Annotated in this window: 14 protein-coding genes and 1 tRNA gene; 8 read left to right on the top strand and 7 right to left on the bottom strand. The window is 69.0% G+C overall.

All coding sequences use genetic code 11. The features are described 5' to 3' along the window. Nucleotides 1-20 precede the first annotated feature (20 nt). From AB0B50_RS30515 to AB0B50_RS30525, 3 genes are read left to right on the top strand one after another with little or no spacing between them, the layout of a single operon-like run. Nucleotides 21-662 carry a TetR/AcrR family transcriptional regulator gene (locus tag AB0B50_RS30515; RefSeq protein ID WP_362338924.1) on the top strand — a complete coding sequence of 214 codons (642 nt, stop codon included), beginning with the start codon at nt 21-23 and terminating at the stop codon, nt 660-662. 10 nt (nt 663-672) lie between these two features. Further along, nucleotides 673-1,473 carry a sterol carrier family protein gene (locus tag AB0B50_RS30520; protein WP_362338925.1) on the top strand — a complete coding sequence of 267 codons (801 nt, stop codon included), beginning with the start codon at nt 673-675 and terminating at the stop codon, nt 1,471-1,473. 58 nt (nt 1,474-1,531) lie between these two features. Beyond that, nucleotides 1,532-2,413 carry an META domain-containing protein gene (locus AB0B50_RS30525; RefSeq protein ID WP_362338927.1) on the top strand — a complete coding sequence of 294 codons (882 nt, stop codon included), beginning with the start codon at nt 1,532-1,534 and terminating at the stop codon, nt 2,411-2,413. A gap of 18 nt (nt 2,414-2,431) precedes the next feature. On the opposite strand, the gene AB0B50_RS30530 is transcribed toward AB0B50_RS30525, so the two are convergent. After that, entirely contained in the window at nt 2,432-3,874 is a 1,443-nt protein-coding gene (locus tag AB0B50_RS30530) for a sulfatase-like hydrolase/transferase (protein WP_362338929.1), read from the bottom strand. A 49-nt stretch (nt 3,875-3,923) separates the two neighbouring features. After that, nucleotides 3,924-4,208, bottom strand: a complete 285-nt coding sequence (locus tag AB0B50_RS30535) for a putative leader peptide (protein ID WP_362338931.1) — start codon at nt 4,206-4,208, stop codon at nt 3,924-3,926. Here AB0B50_RS30535 and AB0B50_RS30540 point away from each other — a divergent pair. The 3 genes from AB0B50_RS30540 (at nt 4,198) to purM (ending at nt 7,726) form a co-directional block, all read left to right on the top strand. Then, entirely contained in the window at nt 4,198-4,974 is a 777-nt protein-coding gene (locus tag AB0B50_RS30540; protein ID WP_362338933.1) for a hypothetical protein, read from the top strand. The two genes, AB0B50_RS30535 and AB0B50_RS30540, sit on opposite strands and share 11 nt — an antisense overlap. A gap of 114 nt (nt 4,975-5,088) precedes the next feature. Further along, nucleotides 5,089-6,615, top strand: a complete 1,527-nt coding sequence (gene purF / locus AB0B50_RS30545) for an amidophosphoribosyltransferase (RefSeq protein WP_362338935.1) — start codon at nt 5,089-5,091, stop codon at nt 6,613-6,615. Nucleotides 6,616-6,652: 37 nt separating this feature from the next. Beyond that, on the top strand, nt 6,653-7,726 hold the full coding sequence (gene purM / locus AB0B50_RS30550) for a phosphoribosylformylglycinamidine cyclo-ligase (RefSeq protein WP_362338937.1): 1,074 nt from the start codon (nt 6,653-6,655) through the stop codon (nt 7,724-7,726). 131 nt (nt 7,727-7,857) lie between these two features. Here the strand turns inward: purM and AB0B50_RS30555 are convergent, their stop codons facing one another. Together AB0B50_RS30555 and AB0B50_RS30560 are read right to left on the bottom strand one after the other, a co-directional pair. After that, entirely contained in the window at nt 7,858-8,109 is a 252-nt protein-coding gene (locus tag AB0B50_RS30555; protein WP_361172967.1) for a DUF3073 domain-containing protein, read from the bottom strand. A 311-nt stretch (nt 8,110-8,420) separates the two neighbouring features. Next, complete coding sequence (locus AB0B50_RS30560) at nt 8,421-9,503, bottom strand: Glu/Leu/Phe/Val dehydrogenase dimerization domain-containing protein (RefSeq protein WP_362338939.1); 1,083 nt, start codon at nt 9,501-9,503, stop codon at nt 8,421-8,423. A 212-nt stretch (nt 9,504-9,715) separates the two neighbouring features. Here AB0B50_RS30560 and AB0B50_RS30565 point away from each other — a divergent pair, with 212 nt between their 5' ends. Next, nucleotides 9,716-10,561, top strand: coding sequence for a hypothetical protein (locus AB0B50_RS30565; protein ID WP_362338941.1), 846 nt, complete (start codon nt 9,716-9,718; stop codon nt 10,559-10,561). Nucleotides 10,562-11,063: 502 nt separating this feature from the next. Then, a complete protein-coding gene (gene bldC, locus AB0B50_RS30570) occupies nt 11,064-11,270 on the top strand; it encodes a developmental transcriptional regulator BldC (RefSeq protein ID WP_003949541.1) in 207 nt (68 codons plus the stop codon). A 488-nt stretch (nt 11,271-11,758) separates the two neighbouring features. Here the strand turns inward: bldC and AB0B50_RS30575 are convergent, their stop codons facing one another. From AB0B50_RS30575 to hrpA, 3 genes are all read right to left on the bottom strand, one after another. Then, on the bottom strand, nt 11,759-12,067 hold the full coding sequence (locus tag AB0B50_RS30575; RefSeq protein ID WP_362338943.1) for a DUF6274 family protein: 309 nt from the start codon (nt 12,065-12,067) through the stop codon (nt 11,759-11,761). A gap of 196 nt (nt 12,068-12,263) precedes the next feature. Beyond that, nucleotides 12,264-12,338, bottom strand: a tRNA-Asp gene (locus AB0B50_RS30580). Nucleotides 12,339-12,433: 95 nt separating this feature from the next. After that, a complete protein-coding gene (hrpA, locus tag AB0B50_RS30585) occupies nt 12,434-16,435 on the bottom strand; it encodes an ATP-dependent RNA helicase HrpA (RefSeq protein WP_362338945.1) in 4,002 nt (1,333 codons plus the stop codon). Nucleotides 16,436-16,439 lie beyond the last annotated feature (4 nt).

Raw genomic sequence — 16,439 nt, forward strand, 5'->3', positions numbered from 1 at the left:
GCGCCCCGTACAGTGCGGGAATGGCTGAGGAACCCCTGGGGCTGCGTGAGCGCAAGAAGCGGCAGACCGCGTCGCGGATCTGGCGGACCGCGCTCGACCTCTTCCTGGAGCGCGGCTACGACAAGGTCTCCGTCGCGGAGATCGCCGCTGCTGCCGAGGTCTCGAAGATGACGGTCTTCAACTACTTCGGAACCAAGGAGGACGTGCTCCTCGGCCCCATGGAGGAGCACGTCGGGGACGCCGCTGACGCCGTGCGCCGCCGTGGGCCCGGTGAGTCCGCGGTCGACGCGATCCGCCGCCAGTTCCTGGACAAGATCGCCGAGCGTGATCCCTCCATCGGCCTCTCCGACGACGCGCGCCTGGTCCAGCTGCGCCAACTCATCAGCGACACACCGGCGTTGGCACGCAGGGCCATGCTCTTCCAGATGCGCGGCGTCAAGCTCCTCGCCGACGTGCTCGCCGAGGAGACCGGCGACCGGCTCATGGCGAGCATCGCCGCCCAGCAGCTCGTCGCCGCGCGGAACGCGGTCATCCTGGAGAACCACCGGCGCCTGGTCGCGGGCGACAAGGCCGAGGACATGGCCGACGACTGCGCGGCCCTCGCCGAGCGCGCCTTCGACCTGGTGGAAAAGGGGCTTCAGGGGTATCCGGAGAAGGCTTAGGCTCGGCACCATGCCACCGGCCAAGAAGCGCACGCGCACGTACGACCCCGCCAAGATCCGCACCGCCGTGCTCACCCAGTTCGGCCACGTACGAGACGCCGTCAGCACCCTCACGCCCGAGCAGCTCGCGCGGCCCACGCGCCTCGGGGACTGGACCGTGCACGAACTCTCGGCGCACCTCGCCATGGTCCTCGGCACCGTCCACCGCTACCTGGGCATGCCCGAGCCCGCAAAGCACGAAGTCCCGCTCATGGACTGGCCGTTCGCGACGATCACCGCCGCCGCCCAGGTCGACGAGGACACCCGCGCCATCGCGGAGAGCGCCGGCACGGAACTCGACGAGCTGTTCACGCGCACCCTCATCGGCATCGAGGAGTCCCTGGCCGCCGCCCCGGACGAGCGCCTGGTGCAGTCCCGCTTCGGCGCCATGACCCTCGGCGACTTCCTGGTCACCCGTACCGTCGAACTCACCGTCCACACCGACGACTTGAACGACGCGGTGCCGGGCCTCGACGTGGCGTACGACCGCCAGTGCGTGGCCGCCTGCACCCGGCTGCTCGCCGACGCCCTCGCGGTGAAGGCCCCGGGCGCGTCGACCGAGGTGCGCGTCCCGCCGTACGCGGTCGTGCAGTGCGTGGAGGGCCCGCGGCACACCCGCGGCACCCCGCCGAACGTCGTCGAGACCGACCCGCTCACCTGGATCCGCCTCGCGACCGGACGTACGGACTGGGCGACGGCCCTGGACGCCGCGCAGGTCAGCGCGAGCGGGGAGCGGGCCGACCTGGCGGGGCTGCTGCCGATCATGGGGTGATCGGCGGGCGATCGGCGGGGGATGGAACCGGTACCCCCACTTGCCCCGTCACATCGTCATGCACACGCAGCGTCTGACCCTCACCCTGACCGCGCTGGCCTCCGCCGGGCTGCTGCTCACCGCATGCGGCACCGAGTCGGGAGCCGGCTCCGAAGGCGGCTCCGGCGGCCGTTCCGTGAAGACCGAGCTGCCCATCACCGGCGTCCGGTGGAACGTCGACAGCCTCACCGTGGGCGGGAAGAAGTACGACGCCCCGGCCGGCGCCCATCTCAAGATAGGCAAGGACGGACAGGCCGGCGGCAGCTACGGCTGCAACCACGTCGGTGCCAAGGTCTCGGTCCGGGGCGACACCCTGGACTTCGGCGAGACCCAGATGACGAACATGGCCTGCGAGGACGGCCGCATGAAGTTCGAGGAGGACCTCTCGCGCGCCCTCGGCAAGGAGAAGTTCACCGCCAAGGTGGACGGCGACCGCATGACCCTCACCACGGCCAGGGGAGACCGCGTGGACTTCACCTCGAAGCCGGCGGAGCCCGACGCCCCGCTCACCGGCACCAAGTGGACGGTGAACGGCATCGGCGACGGCAAGGTGACCGCCACCCTGCCCAAGGCGGTGTCCGGCAAGGTCCATCTGACCTTCGGCAAGGACGGCAAGGTGCGCGGCAACCTCGGCTGCAACGACGTCACCGCCAAGGCCGAGGCGAAGGACGGCAAGGTCACGTTCGGCACCCCCGCGAGCACCCGGAAGATGTGCCCGGGTGACGCGATGACGACCGAACGCAAGCTCCTCAAGCTCTTCGACGGCAAGGCGAGTTACGAGGTGAAGCAGGACGTGCTGACGCTCACCGCCGCCGACGGCACGGTGATCCACGCGAACGCCGCGCAGAAGAGCGACGACAAGCAGAAGAACGACGACAAGCAGAAGAACGACGTCAAGTAGCCCTGCTCCGTACCCGGCTCAGGCCCCTCCACCCTGAGCCGGGTACGGCAGCAACCCCTTGTCCGTCCGCTCCCACGCCGCCTTCAACTCCGTGAGCAGCGCGGGCTCGGCGGCGCTCCGGTCGGCCTGCTCCCGCCGGTCGTCCGCGAGGTTGAACAGCTGGTCGCCCCCGCCCTTGCCCTGGTAGTACTTCCAGTCCCCGCGCCGCAGCGCCCGCTCCCCGCGCACCCGCCAGAACAGCTCGCGCTCGGCGACCTCCTCGCCCTTCAGCAGATAGGGCGCGAGGCTCGTGCCGTCCAGCGGATACGCGGAGTTGGGCCGGGCCCCGGCGATCTCCAGAAGGGTCGCCGTCCAGTCCGGCGTGTAGACGGGCTCGTCGCTGACCTGCCCGCCGTCGATCCGCGCGGGCCACCGCACGATCGTCGGCACGCGGATCCCGCCCTCCTTGAGCGAGCCCTTGTTGCCGGACAGCGGCCAGTTGTACGAGAAGCGCTCGCCGCCGTTGTCCGACGCGAAGAACACGAGCGTGTCCCGCTCCTGCCCGGACTTCTTCAGGGCGCGCAGCACTTCACCGATCGACCGGTCCAGATCCTGCACCATCTCCGTGTACTTCTCGACGGAGCCGCCGTCCTGGTGCCAGAGCGCACCCTTCTGGCCCGCCTTGATCCGCCGTACGATCTCGGCGCTCTCCTCCTCGTCCCCGTCGGCGATCCAAGGCCAGTGCGGGGTGGTGAAGTTGAGGTTGAGCAGCCACGGCTTGTCCCCGTGGTCACGCCGCACGTACTCGCTCGCGCGTTCGGTCAGGATGCGCGTGTAGTACCGCAGGTCCTTGTACTCGGCGTCGCCCTCCCGCACGTCGCCTTCGTAGAGGTCGTACTCGCCGCCGAGCCCCAGCTTCGAGTAGTACTCCAGGGCCCCGCCGAAGTTCCCGAAGAACTCGTCCCAGCCCGACTTGGTGGGGGAGTGGTCCGGCAGATAGCCGCAGTGCCACTTGCCGATCAGCGCGGTCGCGTACCCGGCGTCGCGAAGGAGCGAGGCGAGCGTGGGGTGCGTCGGTTCGAGCCCCACGGACTTGTCGGCGATGGGCTCCGCGAGCCCGCCCTTCGTCCGCCCCGGGAAGCGGCCCGTGTAGAGGCTGAAGCGGGTGGGCGAGCAGGTCGCGGACCCGGAGTAGGCGTCGGTGAACCGCACGCCCTGGCGCGCGAGGCGGTCCAGGTTCGGGGTCTTGATGTGCGGCGAGCCGTAGGCGGACAGATCGGCCCAGCCGAGGTCGTCGCCGAGGATGAAGAGAATGTTGGGCCGCTTGGCCCGCCGGTGCGGCGCGGCCCTGAACGGCCTTTCCCCGTCGGCGACTTGGGCCTGCGCCTCGGCTGCGGGCAGCCCGACCGCGGCGGCGGCAGCGGAGGCGCTGACGACGCCGCCGAAGGCACGCCGGGACAGCTTGGATTCATGACGGGACACGGGAGCGCTCCTGAACGGAGAGAAAGGAGAAGAGGGAGGGAGGCGGGGTTCAGGCAGCGCAGCGACAGATCGCGCTCGCGACACGGACGAGGTCTACGTGGCGGCGCTCCACAAGCGTGACCGTCGGGCCACTGAGGGGCTGCATGGGCCAGGAGCCTGGCCGGGGCATCGTGTACGTGTCAACGATCTGGCCCGCCTGTTCACACGGGCTTCGTACTCCGTACGCACCCCCTGAAATCGCGAGAACACGCAGAGTCCCCTTGGCTGACTGTGCGTACTCATTCACGTACGTATCCACAGAACCCCAAGAAGAAGGCACTCCCATGCGACGCATATCCCCCCGCGCCACCGCGACGACTGCCCTGTTCGCCCTCGCCCTCACCGCCGTCCCCGCCACCGCATCGGCCGCCGAGCCGCCCCCGCCCCCGGCCAAGGAGGCCAAGCCCGCGAAGGACGTCCCCGTCGACGGCGGCTTCGTCAAGCTCACGCTCGACGCCGAGCTGCTCGCGGGCCTCAAGGCCAAGGGCGTCGTCCTCACCCAGCTGACCACCGACTGCAAGGTCCCCAAGGACCCCAAGGGCAAGCCCTACGTACCGCCCGTGACCGCCCTCAGCCTCGGTGTGACGGCCGGCGACATCGCCGCGGTGGACGCCAAGGTCGGCGGCAAGCTGACCTTCGCCAAGACCTGCCTCGGCCTGGTGAACGTGAAGACCAAGGCGGGCGTGACCCTCTCCGGCCTGGAGGCGGACCTGTCCACCGGCGTCCTGATCGGCACGCTCCACGACGCCAAGGGCACCGCCGAGGTCAAGCTCGGCACCTTCGAGCGGGCCGCCCTGGACAAGAAGACCGTCGACACCGCCGCGAACTCCGTCTCGCTGAACGCCGACGTGAAGGTCGACGCGGCCCTGGCCGCACGCCTCAACGCGGGCCTCGGCGTGGAAGCCGTCGCCGCGGGCACCGCCCTGCTCACCGCGGACACCGACCTGTCCCTGCAGGCGGACGCCGACCTCAGCCTCGACCTGGGCCTGAACGTGAACACGGAAGTCTCCACGGGCCTCGACCTCGGCGTGATCCTGGGCGGTCTGCTCGGCCTCAAGTGAGGCCCAGCGACAAACCGTGCGACAACGGGAGCCGACCGTCACCGCGATCACGGTCCGTACAGATTCCGTATCCCCAATTCGGACCAGTGGTCGATCTCGCCTACACTCGGTGCCGTGCCACGTGGTGACGGTCGACTCAATCACGATCTGCTCCCCGGCGAGAAAGGCCCCCAGGACGCGTGTGGCGTCTTCGGTGTCTGGGCTCCGGGCGAAGAGGTCGCAAAGCTCACGTACTTCGGGCTCTACGCCCTCCAGCATCGGGGCCAGGAATCCGCGGGAATCGCGGTCAGCAACGGCTCCCAGATCCTCGTCTTCAAGGACATGGGCCTCGTGTCCCAGGTCTTCGACGAAACCTCTCTCGGATCCCTCCAGGGTCATATCGCGGTCGGTCACGCCCGCTACTCGACCACCGGAGCCTCCGTCTGGGAGAACGCCCAGCCGACGTTCCGTGCGACCGCGCACGGCTCCATCGCGCTCGGGCACAACGGCAACCTCGTCAACACGGCCCAGCTCGCCGAGCTGGTCGCCGAACTGCCGAAGGAGAACGGCCGCGCGACGCAGGTCGCCGCGACCAACGACACCGACCTGGTGACGGCTCTCCTCGCGGGCCAGACCGACGACGACGGCAAGCCGCTGACCATAGAGGAAGCCGCCGCCAAGGTCCTCCCGGACGTGCGGGGCGCCTTCTCCCTCGTCTTCATGGACGAGCACACGCTGTACGCCGCCCGCGACCCGCAGGGCATCCGCCCGCTGGTGCTCGGCCGCCTGGAGCGCGGCTGGGTCGTCGCCTCGGAGTCCGCGGCGCTCGACATCTGCGGCGCCAGCTTCGTCCGCGAGATCGAGCCCGGCGAGTTCGTGGCCATCGACGAGAACGGACTGCGAACGTCCCGATTCGCGGAAGCGAAGCCCAAGGGCTGCGTCTTCGAGTACGTCTATCTGGCGCGCCCCGACACGGACATCGCGGGCCGGAACGTCTACCTCTCGCGCGTCGAGATGGGCCGGAAACTCGCCAAGGAAGCTCCGGTCGAGGCCGACCTCGTCATAGCGACTCCCGAATCCGGCACCCCCGCCGCGATCGGTTACGCGGAGGCGTCGGGCATCCCCTTCGGCGCGGGCCTGGTCAAGAACGCCTACGTCGGCCGGACCTTCATCCAGCCCTCGCAGACGATCCGCCAGCTCGGCATCCGCCTCAAGCTGAACCCCCTCAAGGAAGTCATCAAGGGCAAGAAGCTGGTGGTCGTCGACGACTCGATCGTCCGCGGCAACACCCAGCGCGCCCTGGTCAAGATGCTCCGCGAGGCCGGCGCCGCCGAGGTCCACATCCGGATCTCGTCCCCGCCCGTGAAGTGGCCGTGCTTCTTCGGCATCGACTTCGCGACCCGCGCCGAGCTCATCGCCAACGGCATGACCATCGAGGAGATCGGCACCTCGCTGGGCGCCGACTCCCTCTCGTACATCTCCATCGACGGCATGATCGAGGCCACCACCATCGACAAGCCGAACCTCTGCCGCGCCTGCTTCGACGGCGAGTACCCGATGGAGCTGCCCGACCCCGAGCTGCTCGGCAAGCAGCTCCTGGAGACGGAGCTGGCGGCAGGCCCTGCCGCCACGGCAGCGGCCGACGCGATCCGTCGCCCGTAAGCCCCACGTAGTAACGACACGAAAGCTCTCACCACCCATGTCTGAGACCACCGGTGCCAGCTACGCGGCCGCAGGCGTAGACATCGAAGCGGGCGACCGCGCCGTCGAGCTGATGAAGGAGTGGGTCAAGAAGACCCAGCGCCCCGAGGTCGCGGGCCTCGGCGGCCTCGGCGGCTTCGCCGGGCTCTTCGACGCCTCCGCCCTCAAGCGCTTCGAGCGCCCCCTGCTCGCCTCCGCGACCGACGGCGTCGGCACGAAGGTCGACGTCGCCCGCCAGATGGGCGTCTACGACACCATCGGACACGACCTCGTCGCGATGGTCATGGACGACATCGTCGTGTGCGGCGCCGAGCCGCTCTTCATGACCGACTACATCTGCGTGGGCAAGGTCCACCCCGAGCGCGTCGCCGCCATCGTGAAGGGCATCGCCGAGGGCTGTGTCCTCGCGGGCTGCTCGCTGGTCGGCGGCGAGACGGCCGAGCACCCGGGCCTGCTCGGCCCGGACGACTTCGACGTCGCGGGCGCCGGCACGGGCGCGGTCGAGGCCGACCGCCTGCTCGGCCCGGATCGCATCCGTAAGGGTGACGCGGTGATCGCCATGGCGTCGTCCGGTCTTCACTCCAACGGGTACTCGCTGGTCCGGCACGTGGTCTTCGACCGCGCGGGCTGGTCCCTGGACCGCCAGGTCGAGGAGTTCGGCCGCACGCTCGGCGAGGAGCTCCTGGAGCCCACCAAGATCTACTCCCTGGACTGCCTGGCGCTCACCCGCACCACGGACGTCCACGCCTTCAGCCACATCACCGGCGGCGGCCTCGCGGCGAACCTCGCCCGCGTGATCCCGGACCATCTGCACGCGATCGTCGACCGCGAGACGTGGACCCCGGGCGCGGTCTTCGACGTGGTCGGCAGGACCGGTCAGGTCGAGCGCCTGGAGCTGGAGAAGACGCTGAACATGGGCGTCGGCATGATCGCGATCGTCCCCGAGGAGTCGGCGGACGCGGCGCTCACCACCCTCGCCGACCGCGGCGTGGAGGCCTGGGTCGCGGGCGAGATCACCGACCGGGGCGACCGCGCGACGGGCGCCGAGCTCATCGGTGACTACGCGAAGTAGGGCTCTGGTGCTGCCCTTGGGGCAGCACAAAACCCGGTCCGGTGTGGTGACCACCCCGGACCGGGTGAGGTGCAGTTGCTATGAGAACTGCGAATACTGCGTAAGCAACAAATACTGCGTATGCAACGAGGTCAAGCGCCGCGGCGCTGCGACGACGGACCGGACTCGTCGTCCTCGTCCTCGTCGTCGTTATACAGATCCGCGTACTGGGCGTACGGGTCGTCTTCCTCGTCGTCGTCCTCGAACGGCTCGCCATTCGGCGGCTGTTGCGAAGTCGAAGCGCCCAGCTCATTGGCCAGACGCGACAGATCCGTCCCGCCGCTGCTGTACTTCAGCTGGCGGGCGACCTTCGTCTGCTTGGCCTTTGCCCGGCCGCGCCCCATGGCTCGACCCCCTCGGATACGGGGCTCGACGGCCCCAGAGTCTTGACACGCGTTCATGATCTGGAACGGGCTCTCCGTGGAGAGACCGGTCCGTAGGGCTTCCACGGTACCTGCTCCTGCGGCCATACGGTACGTCGCCCGCAGGACGCGCCTCGGCGCACAACCCGCGAGGAGCCCCGTCCTCGCTGGTCAACTGCGATTTTAACCTCTTCTTGTCGGGCGACCCGCCGACGGGGGTGAGTCTTGTCTCTCGTGTACGTCGACGGGGCCCTGTCAAAACGTCGTACGGCCCCCGAGGGGCGAGCGGGAGATCAGCGTCCGAGTGCCTCCGCCATCCGCTGCTCGGCGATCCTGTCCGCCGCCGCGGCGGGCGGAATGCCGTCTTCCTTTGCGCGAGCGAATATGGCGAGCGTGGTGTCGAAGATCTTCGACGCCTTCGCCTTGCACCGGTCGAAGTCGAAGCCGCGCAGCTCGTCGGCGACCTGGATCACGCCGCCCGCGTTCACCACGTAGTCGGGTGCGTACAGGATCGAGCGGTCGGCGAGGTCCTTCTCCACACCCGGGTGCTCCAGCTGGTTGTTGGCCGCACCGCACACCACCTTCGCGGTGAGCACCGGCACGGTCTCGTCGTTCAGGGCGCCGCCGAGCGCGCAGGGAGCGTAGATGTCGAGCCCCTCGACGCGGATCAGGGCCTCGGTGTCCGCCACCGCCGTCACCGAGGGGTGCCTGTCGGTGATCCGGCGCACCGACTCCTCGCGCACGTCCGTGATCACGACCTCCGCGCCGTCCTCGATCAGGTGCTCCACGAGGTAGTGCCCGACCTTGCCGACGCCGGCGACGCCGACCTTGCGGCCGCGCAGCGTCGGGTCGCCCCACAGGTGCTGGGCCGATGCGCGCATGCCCTGGAAGACACCGAAGGCGGTGAGCACGGAGGAGTCGCCCGCGCCGCCGTTCTCGGGGGAGCGCCCGGTGGTCCAGCGGCACTCGCGGGCGACGACGTCCATGTCCGCGACGTACGTACCGACGTCGCAGGCCGTGACGTACCGGCCGCCGAGGGAGGCGACGAAGCGGCCGAAGGCGAGGAGGAGTTCCTCGCTCTTGATCCGCTCGGGGTCGCCGATGATCACTGCCTTGCCGCCGCCGTGGTCGAGCCCGGCCATGGCGTTCTTGTACGACATCCCGCGTGCGAGGTTCAGCACGTCGGCGACGGCCTCTTCCTCGGTCGCGTACGGGTAGAAACGAGTGCCGCCGAGGGCTGGGCCCAGGGCGGTGCTGTGGAGGGCGATGACGGCCTTGAGGCCGCTGGCGCGGTCCTGGCAGAGCACGACTTGCTCGTGGCCCCCCTGCTCCGAGTGGAACAGGGTGTGCAGGACGCCGTTGTCTGCTTCGGTCACTGTGGTGACTCCCGGTCGAATAGCGGCGGTTGGGCGGGCCCCCGTAAGGGTGGCGGGCGGCCCGATGGGCATGAGACTAGAGCCTGTCCACCGCCCTTGACCGCCCAGTCCGGAGGATCACCCCTCTCCCGGAGTACGCGCGGGTGCGACGCAGTTCGGCCATGGCACGCTGTGCGGGGTTTTTCAGCCGGGAGTCGGGGGAGAGAGCAGCCGTGCCCAAGGTGTCATCGGTGACGGTTCCATATGCGTCCTACCTGCGTGTGTACGAGCCGCTGGCCGCTTTCCCCCAGCCGGAGCGCGACCACTGGACGCGCTACGCCCGCCGCCGGGACCTCCCCTCCTACCAGGACGAACTCCGCCGCTCCCTGGCCGACCTGGTGCCGACCCCGCCCGTGCCCGTGCCCGTGCACGAGAGCAGCGACGCCTTCGTCGTGGAGGTCGACGGGGTCCTCTGCGTCTGCCCGTGGCGGACCAGGCTGCGCGGCTGGCAGGCCATGGGGGAGCTGGCCGAGCGGCTGCCGATGCCGGTCCTGGACGCGGTGCTGCCGCCGGTGCTGCGCCGCCAGACGACCGCGGACTACGAGGAGTGGCTGGCCGGCAACCCCGACGCGCGCCCCTGGATCCGTACGTCCACGTGGCAGGTCCCGCTGCACTGGTTCGTGCTCGTCGCGGACGAGGAGCGGAGCTACGAGCGGGACGAGAAGGCCGGCGCCCCGCCCGTCCTGCGCTACCGCACCCCGATGGTGCAGGCCCGGCGCCGGGTCGCGCGCGGTCTGAAGGCGCTGCGCGAAGCGCTGGACGAGGGCCCGCTCATCGACGGCCTCGTCGACGTCGGCCGGTGGCTCGAGGAGTTCCACCCGCGCTCCCTGGTCGAGCTCGACTACGGAGGGCTCGTGCACGCGGTCTCCGCCGAAGAGCTCGACGAGGACCACTCGGCGGCGGACGTCGCCGAAGGAATCGAGGCGCTGCGCAACGGCGACGGCGAGGTGGCCGGCGAGGCGTATGCGAGGCTCGTGGAACGTTGGCGGGCGGTTCGGGACCTTCAGTTCGCGAACTGAGGACGGCTCCGGCAACGGAACCGAGGACGGCTCCGGCAACGGAACCGAGGACGGCTCCGGGACGTAGGTCCCGATCCGGGCTTTTGCCTCAAGCGTGATGGACCGCACTTACTGGGCCCTTGCGCCCATCGCCCCCCCTCGTGCCAAAATAGGACAAGGAGTCCGGGGAGGGCTCCTTCCGCCCAACTAAGGGCGGATTGCTCAGCATTGCACTCTATGGGGGGTCTGTTGACTCCTGATCGCTCTGTGACTGATCGTCACTGTGGCGTGACTGTCCGCTATGGCATGGTCCATCGGCTTCCGTCGGTGATGAACACCTGGGAGGGCAATTCCATCGGTTTGGCCGACGCGGCTGGACGGATGGTGTAGTTGTAGTGCCGAGGACAAGCCGTTCGTCCTATAACCGACTCGACTCGCGTCCGCCATTTCGGGCAACGCGGGTCAAGGTGCAGAATTTAGAGGAATGAACCGAGAAGGTTCGGTTCTCCCGAGGAGGCCGCTCATGACCGCTCGCACCCCTGATGCCGAGCCGCTGCTGACCCCGGCTGAGGTCGCCACGATGTTCCGCGTCGACCCCAAGACGGTCACGCGCTGGGCGAAGGCTGGCAAGCTCACGTCGATCCGCACGCTCGGCGGTCACCGCCGTTACCGCGAGGCTGAGGTCCGCGCACTGCTCGCGGGTATTCCGCAGCAGCGCAGCGAGGCCTGAACTACCGCTTAACCAGCAGTAACCCGCACAACTCGGGCGAAGAGCACCACTGCTGCCGGGTCCCCCAACCTGGCCGTACGTCCGACATATAGCTACACGCGACGAGGGTCCCGCCCCAACGGGATCCACGCCCGAGACTCATGGGTGCGTCGTTTGATCGCGCTGGACTCCGCCGGGTCCAGCGCGATCTTTTTGTGTGCCGAGGATCTGCTGGTGGGCGGGTCCGTGAGCGCCCTTGTTGGTCTCTGGGGGGTCCCTGCGAGGTCACGTGGTGAGCGCTGTGGAGGTGGTGCAATTGCACATATTAAATTGGCCTGTTGTAGGGAGGGTGTAAGTTCCGGGGTTCCCAAAACTTGTTCGGTGACACCCGTCACATGCCGTGAATCTTGTTGCGCGCGATGGCCTTGCGCTAGTGGGGGCACGGCGTGATGTGAAGCCCTGTGACTCACAGCCTCCCACCGAGGGGGCGGACCATGCGTCGGCTTTGGTCATGCGTTGGAGGGACTTTCGTCCCCGCCGGACTTGGTGCCGGGCTTGCCGCCGGACCTGGCGCCGGACTTCTCGCCGGACGGGGTGTCGGGGTCGGACTCGTCGCGTACGGCGCCCTGCCGGACGAAACCGGCCTCGGGCGCCTCGCACCCGTCAGAACCGCGCTGAGAGGGCTCCAGGGCGAGCCTGAGCAGTTGGTGGCAGATCGGGCAGTGTCGCGTCAGATGGCGGTAGCTGGTGGCCGCCGCGAGGTGTGCGCGCAACAGGGCGCGCGTCTCGTGCCGCGCGGACGCCGGAGAAGCGGACATGCGTCACCTCCTGGGGAGCCTCCCGCCGGCTCCCTGCTGTCTGGGTTACCGGCGGAATGTGACGCAGTCAAGGCACGAACACGAGAACGGGCCGCATTCACAGGGGGCGTGGAGGGGGCCTGGGGGCGGGGCCACGGTGCGGCGCCGTGAACGCGAAAGCGGGTCGCACCTTCTGGTGCGACCCGCTTGCTTGATGCGGTCCTGACGGGATTTGAACCCGCGGCCTCCACCTTGACAGGGTGGCGAGCACTCCAAACTGCTCCACAGGACCTTGCTTCGCTGCGCTGGTTTCTGCGTTGCGCTGCGAGATGAGACTGTACAGCAGTGCAGGCCCGGCGGTCGAACTCACCCTGTGTGCCTGCCCGGTTACGGAACCGCCGCGTCGATCGCCTTCACGATCCGCTTGTCCGAGACGGGATACGCCGTGCCGAGCGCGTGCGCGAAGTAGCTGACGCGGAGTTCCTCGATCATCCAGCGGATGTCCAGGACCTCCTGCGGCACGGGCCTGCCCTGCGGCATCTGCTCCAGGAGCCACAGGTACTCGTCCCGCATCTCGCGGACCTTCTCCATGCGCGTGGTGTCCCGCTGGACGTTCGTCGGCATCTGCTGCAGGCGCCGGTCCGCCGCCACCATGTACCGCATCAGGTCAGGAAGGCGCCGCAGGCCGGTCTCCGTCACGAAGCCCGGCTTGATGAGGGAGTTCAGCTGCTCCCGCACGTCCGAGAGGTTCGCGAGCAGCGCGGGGCTCTTCGCCGACTTCAGGCGCCGCTCGCACGCCTGCCAGGCGGCAAGCACCTGCTGCACCTGGGCGACCGCCTTCACGGTCGTGTCCACGATCTCCGCGCGCACCTTGTCGAAGAGCTTGCGGTACGACTCCTCGTCCCAGACGGGCCCGCCGAAGTCCGCGATCAACTTGTCCGCCGCCGCCATCGCGCAGTCGTCGAAGAGCGCCTGCATGGAGCCGTGCGGGTTCGCGGACAGGGCGAGTTTCTGCTGGTTGCTCAGCTTGTCCGAGGCGAACTTGGCCGGATTCACCGGGATGTTGCGCAGGATCAGGCGGCGCGTGCCGCGCCACATCGCCTGCTGCTGCTCCGCCTCGGTGTCGAAGAGGCGTACGGAGACGGTGTCCCCGTCGTCCACGAGCGCGGGGTACGCCTTCACCGGCTGGCCGGCGCGGCGCGTCTCGAAGACGCGCGTGAGCGTGCCCAGGGTCCAGTCCGTGAGGCCCGCGCGCTCGACGGCCGCGCCGCCCGTCCGCTCGGCCGTCGCCGCGGCCGCCTGCGAGAGCGCCTTGCGGGCCTTCGGCTTCAGCCGAAGCTTGAGCGCTTCCAGGTCCTTGTCCTCGGCGAGCTTCCTGCGCCGCTCGTCGGTGATCCGGAACGTGATCTTCAAGTGGTCCGGTACGCGGGTGAGGTCGAAGTCGTCCGGTGCGACCGGGACCCCGACCATCCGCTGGAGCTCGCGCGCCAGCGTGACGTGCAGCGGCTCCTGCAACGGCACCGCCCGCTCCAGGAACGCCTTCGCGAAGTTCGGCGCCGGGACGTAGTTCCGGCGGATCGGCTTCGGCAGGGAGCGGATCAGCTCGATGACCACGTCCTCGCGCAGGCCCGGGATCTGCCAGTCGAAGCCCTCGTCCGTGACCTGGTTCAGGACCTGGAGCGGGATGTGGACCGTGACGCCGTCCGCGTCCGTGCCCGGCTCGAACTGGTACGTCACCTTGAACTTCAGCTGCCCCTGCCGCCACGAGTCGGGGTAGTCGTCCTTGGAGACGTCCCCCGCCTTCTCGTTGATCAGCATCGACCGCTCGAAGTCGAGCAGTTCGGGCTCGCCCCCTGCTTCGGCTCGCTTCTTCTTCCACCAGGAGTCGAAGTGCGCGCCCGACACGACGTCCGCGGGCACCCGCTGGTCGTAGAAGTCGAAGAGCGTCTCGTCGTCGACGAGGATGTCGCGGCGCCGCGCGCGGTGCTCCAGCTCCTCGACCTCGGTCAGGAGCTTGCGGTTGGCGGCGAAGAACTTGTGGTGCGTGCGCCAGTCGCCCTCCACCAGCGCGTTGCGGATGAACAGGTCGCGGGAGACCTCGGGGTCGATGCGGCCGTAGTTCACCTTGCGGTCGGTGACGATCGGGACGCCGTACAGCGTCACCTTCTCGATCGCCATCACCGCGGCCTGGTCCTTCTCCCAGTGCGGTTCGCTGTACGTCCGCTTCAGGAGGTGCTGGGCGAGCGGCTCGACCCACTCCGGCTCGATGCGGGCGTTCACGCGGGCCCACAGGCGCGAGGTCTCCACCAGCTCGGCCGACATGATGAAGCGCGGGGGCTTCTTGAAGAGCGCCGAGCCCGGGAAGACCGCGAACTTGGCGCCCCGGGCGCCGATGTACTCGTTCCGCCCGCCGCCGCGCTGCTTCGGGTCGTTGTCCTTGGCGGACCTGCTCTCCTTCGACTCCTTCACGTCCTTCATCCCGATGTGGGACAGGAGGCCGGACAGGAGCGAGATGTGGACGTGCTGCTCCGGGGCGTCGTCCTCGTTGAGGTGTATCCCCATCTGCTTGGCGACCGTACGCAGCTGCGTATAGATGTCCTGCCACTCGCGGATGCGCAGGAAGTTCAGGTACTCCGCCTTGCACATCCGGCGGAAGGACGACGAGCCGCGCTCCTTCTGCTGCTCGCGCACGTACCGCCACAGGTTCAGGAAGGCGAGGAAGTCGCTCGTCTCGTCCTTGAAGCGGGCGTGCTGCTGGTCGGCCTGTGCCTGCTTCTCGGAGGGGCGCTCGCGCGGGTCCTGGATGGAGAGCGCCGCGGCGATCACCATGACCTCGCGTGCGCAGCCGTTCTTGTCGGCCTCCAGGACCATCCGGGCCAGGCGCGGGTCGACGGGCAGCTGGGCGAGCTTGCGGCCCTGCTGCGTCAGCCTCTTGCGTACGTCCTTCTGGGTGGGGTCCAACGCGCCCAGTTCCTGGAGGAGTTGGACGCCGTCACGGATGTTGCGGTGGTCCGGCGGGTCGATGAAGGGGAACTTCTCGATGTCGCCCAGGCCGGCCGCCGTCATCTGCAGGATGACCGAGGCGAGGTTCGTGCGGAGGATCTCCGCGTCCGTGAACTCGGGGCGGGCGAGGAAGTCGTCCTCGCTGTACAGGCGGATGCAGATGCCGTCCGACGTACGACCGCAGCGGCCCTTGCGCTGGTTGGCGCTGGCCTGGCTGATCGCCTCGATGGGCAGGCGCTGCACCTTGGTGCGGTGGCTGTAGCGGGAGATGCGGGCCGTGCCCGGGTCGATCACGTACTTGATGCCGGGGACGGTCAGGGAGGTCTCCGCGACGTTCGTCGCGAGGACGATGCGTCTTCCCGTGTGCTGCTGGAACACGCGGTGCTGCTCGGCGTGCGAGAGCCGGGCGTAGAGCGGGAGGACCTCGGTGAACTTGTAGTTCTTCTTGTTCAGCGCGTCCGCCGTGTCGCGGATCTCGCGCTCTCCGGAGAGGAAGACGAGGATGTCGCCCTTGCCCTCGGCCTGGAGCTCCTCGACGGCGTCGGTGATCGCGGTGATCTGGTCGCGGTCCGAGTCCTCGCTGTCCTCTTCGAGGAGGGGGCGGTAGCGGACCTCGACGGGATACGTGCGCCCGCTGACCTCGACGATCGGGGCGTCCCCGAAGTGTCTGGAGAACCTCTCGGGATCGATGGTCGCCGAGGTGATGACGACCTTCAGGTCCGGGCGCTTCGGGAGCAGTTGGGCCAGATAGCCGAGCAGGAAGTCGATGTTGAGCGAGCGCTCGTGGGCCTCGTCGATGATGATCGTGTCGTACGCGCGCAGCTCGCGGTCCGTCTGGATCTCGGCCAGCAGGATGCCGTCCGTCATCAGCTTGATGAACGTGCCGTCCTGGTTGACCTGGTCCGTGAAGCGGACCTTCCAGCCGACGGCCTCGCCGAGCGGCGTGTTCATCTCCTCGGCGACGCGCTCGGCGACCGTGCGGGCCGCGATGCGGCGCGGCTGGGTGTGGCCGATCATGCCGCGCACGCCCCGGCCGAGCTCCAGACAGATCTTGGGGATCTGCGTCGTCTTGCCGGAGCCGGTCTCGCCCGCGACGATCACGACCTGGTGGTCGCGGATCGCCTCGGCGATCTCGTCCTTCTTCTGGCTGACCGGCAGCTGTTCCGGATACGTGATCGCGGGCACACGGGAGCCGCGTTCGGCCATCCGCGCCTCGGCCTTCTCCACGTCCGCCGCGATCTCGGCGAGGACGGCGGCACGGGCCTCGGGCTTGCGGATCCGGCGCGCACCCTCCAGCCGCCGGCCGATCCGGTGCTCGTCGCGCAGCGAGAGCTCGGTGAGGCGGGGGGCGAGGGTGTCGAGGGCGAGGGCGGGCTGCGTAGACATACGG

Origin of the sequence: Streptomyces sp. NPDC041068 (assembly GCF_040647455.1) — a bacterium.
Lineage (GTDB): Bacteria > Actinomycetota > Actinomycetes > Streptomycetales > Streptomycetaceae > Streptomyces.

What these genes read in the sequence shown, in the direction of transcription:
- AB0B50_RS30515 (WP_362338924.1), top strand. Translation starts at nt 21, where the DNA reads ATGGCTGAGGAACCCCTGGGGCTGCGTGAGCGCAAGAAGCGGCAGACC.
- AB0B50_RS30535 (WP_362338931.1), bottom strand. Translation starts at nt 4,208, where the DNA reads ATGCGTCGCATGGGAGTGCCTTCTTCTTGGGGTTCTGTGGATACGTAC.
- bldC (WP_003949541.1), top strand. Translation starts at nt 11,064, where the DNA reads ATGACCGCTCGCACCCCTGATGCCGAGCCGCTGCTGACCCCGGCTGAG.
- AB0B50_RS30525 (WP_362338927.1), top strand. Translation starts at nt 1,532, where the DNA reads ATGCACACGCAGCGTCTGACCCTCACCCTGACCGCGCTGGCCTCCGCC.
- AB0B50_RS30520 (WP_362338925.1), top strand. Translation starts at nt 673, where the DNA reads ATGCCACCGGCCAAGAAGCGCACGCGCACGTACGACCCCGCCAAGATC.
- AB0B50_RS30540 (WP_362338933.1), top strand. Translation starts at nt 4,198, where the DNA reads ATGCGACGCATATCCCCCCGCGCCACCGCGACGACTGCCCTGTTCGCC.
- purM (WP_362338937.1), top strand. Translation starts at nt 6,653, where the DNA reads ATGTCTGAGACCACCGGTGCCAGCTACGCGGCCGCAGGCGTAGACATC.
- AB0B50_RS30575 (WP_362338943.1), bottom strand. Translation starts at nt 12,067, where the DNA reads ATGTCCGCTTCTCCGGCGTCCGCGCGGCACGAGACGCGCGCCCTGTTG.
- AB0B50_RS30555 (WP_361172967.1), bottom strand. Translation starts at nt 8,109, where the DNA reads ATGGGGCGCGGCCGGGCAAAGGCCAAGCAGACGAAGGTCGCCCGCCAG.
- hrpA (WP_362338945.1), bottom strand. Translation starts at nt 16,435, where the DNA reads ATGTCTACGCAGCCCGCCCTCGCCCTCGACACCCTCGCCCCCCGCCTC.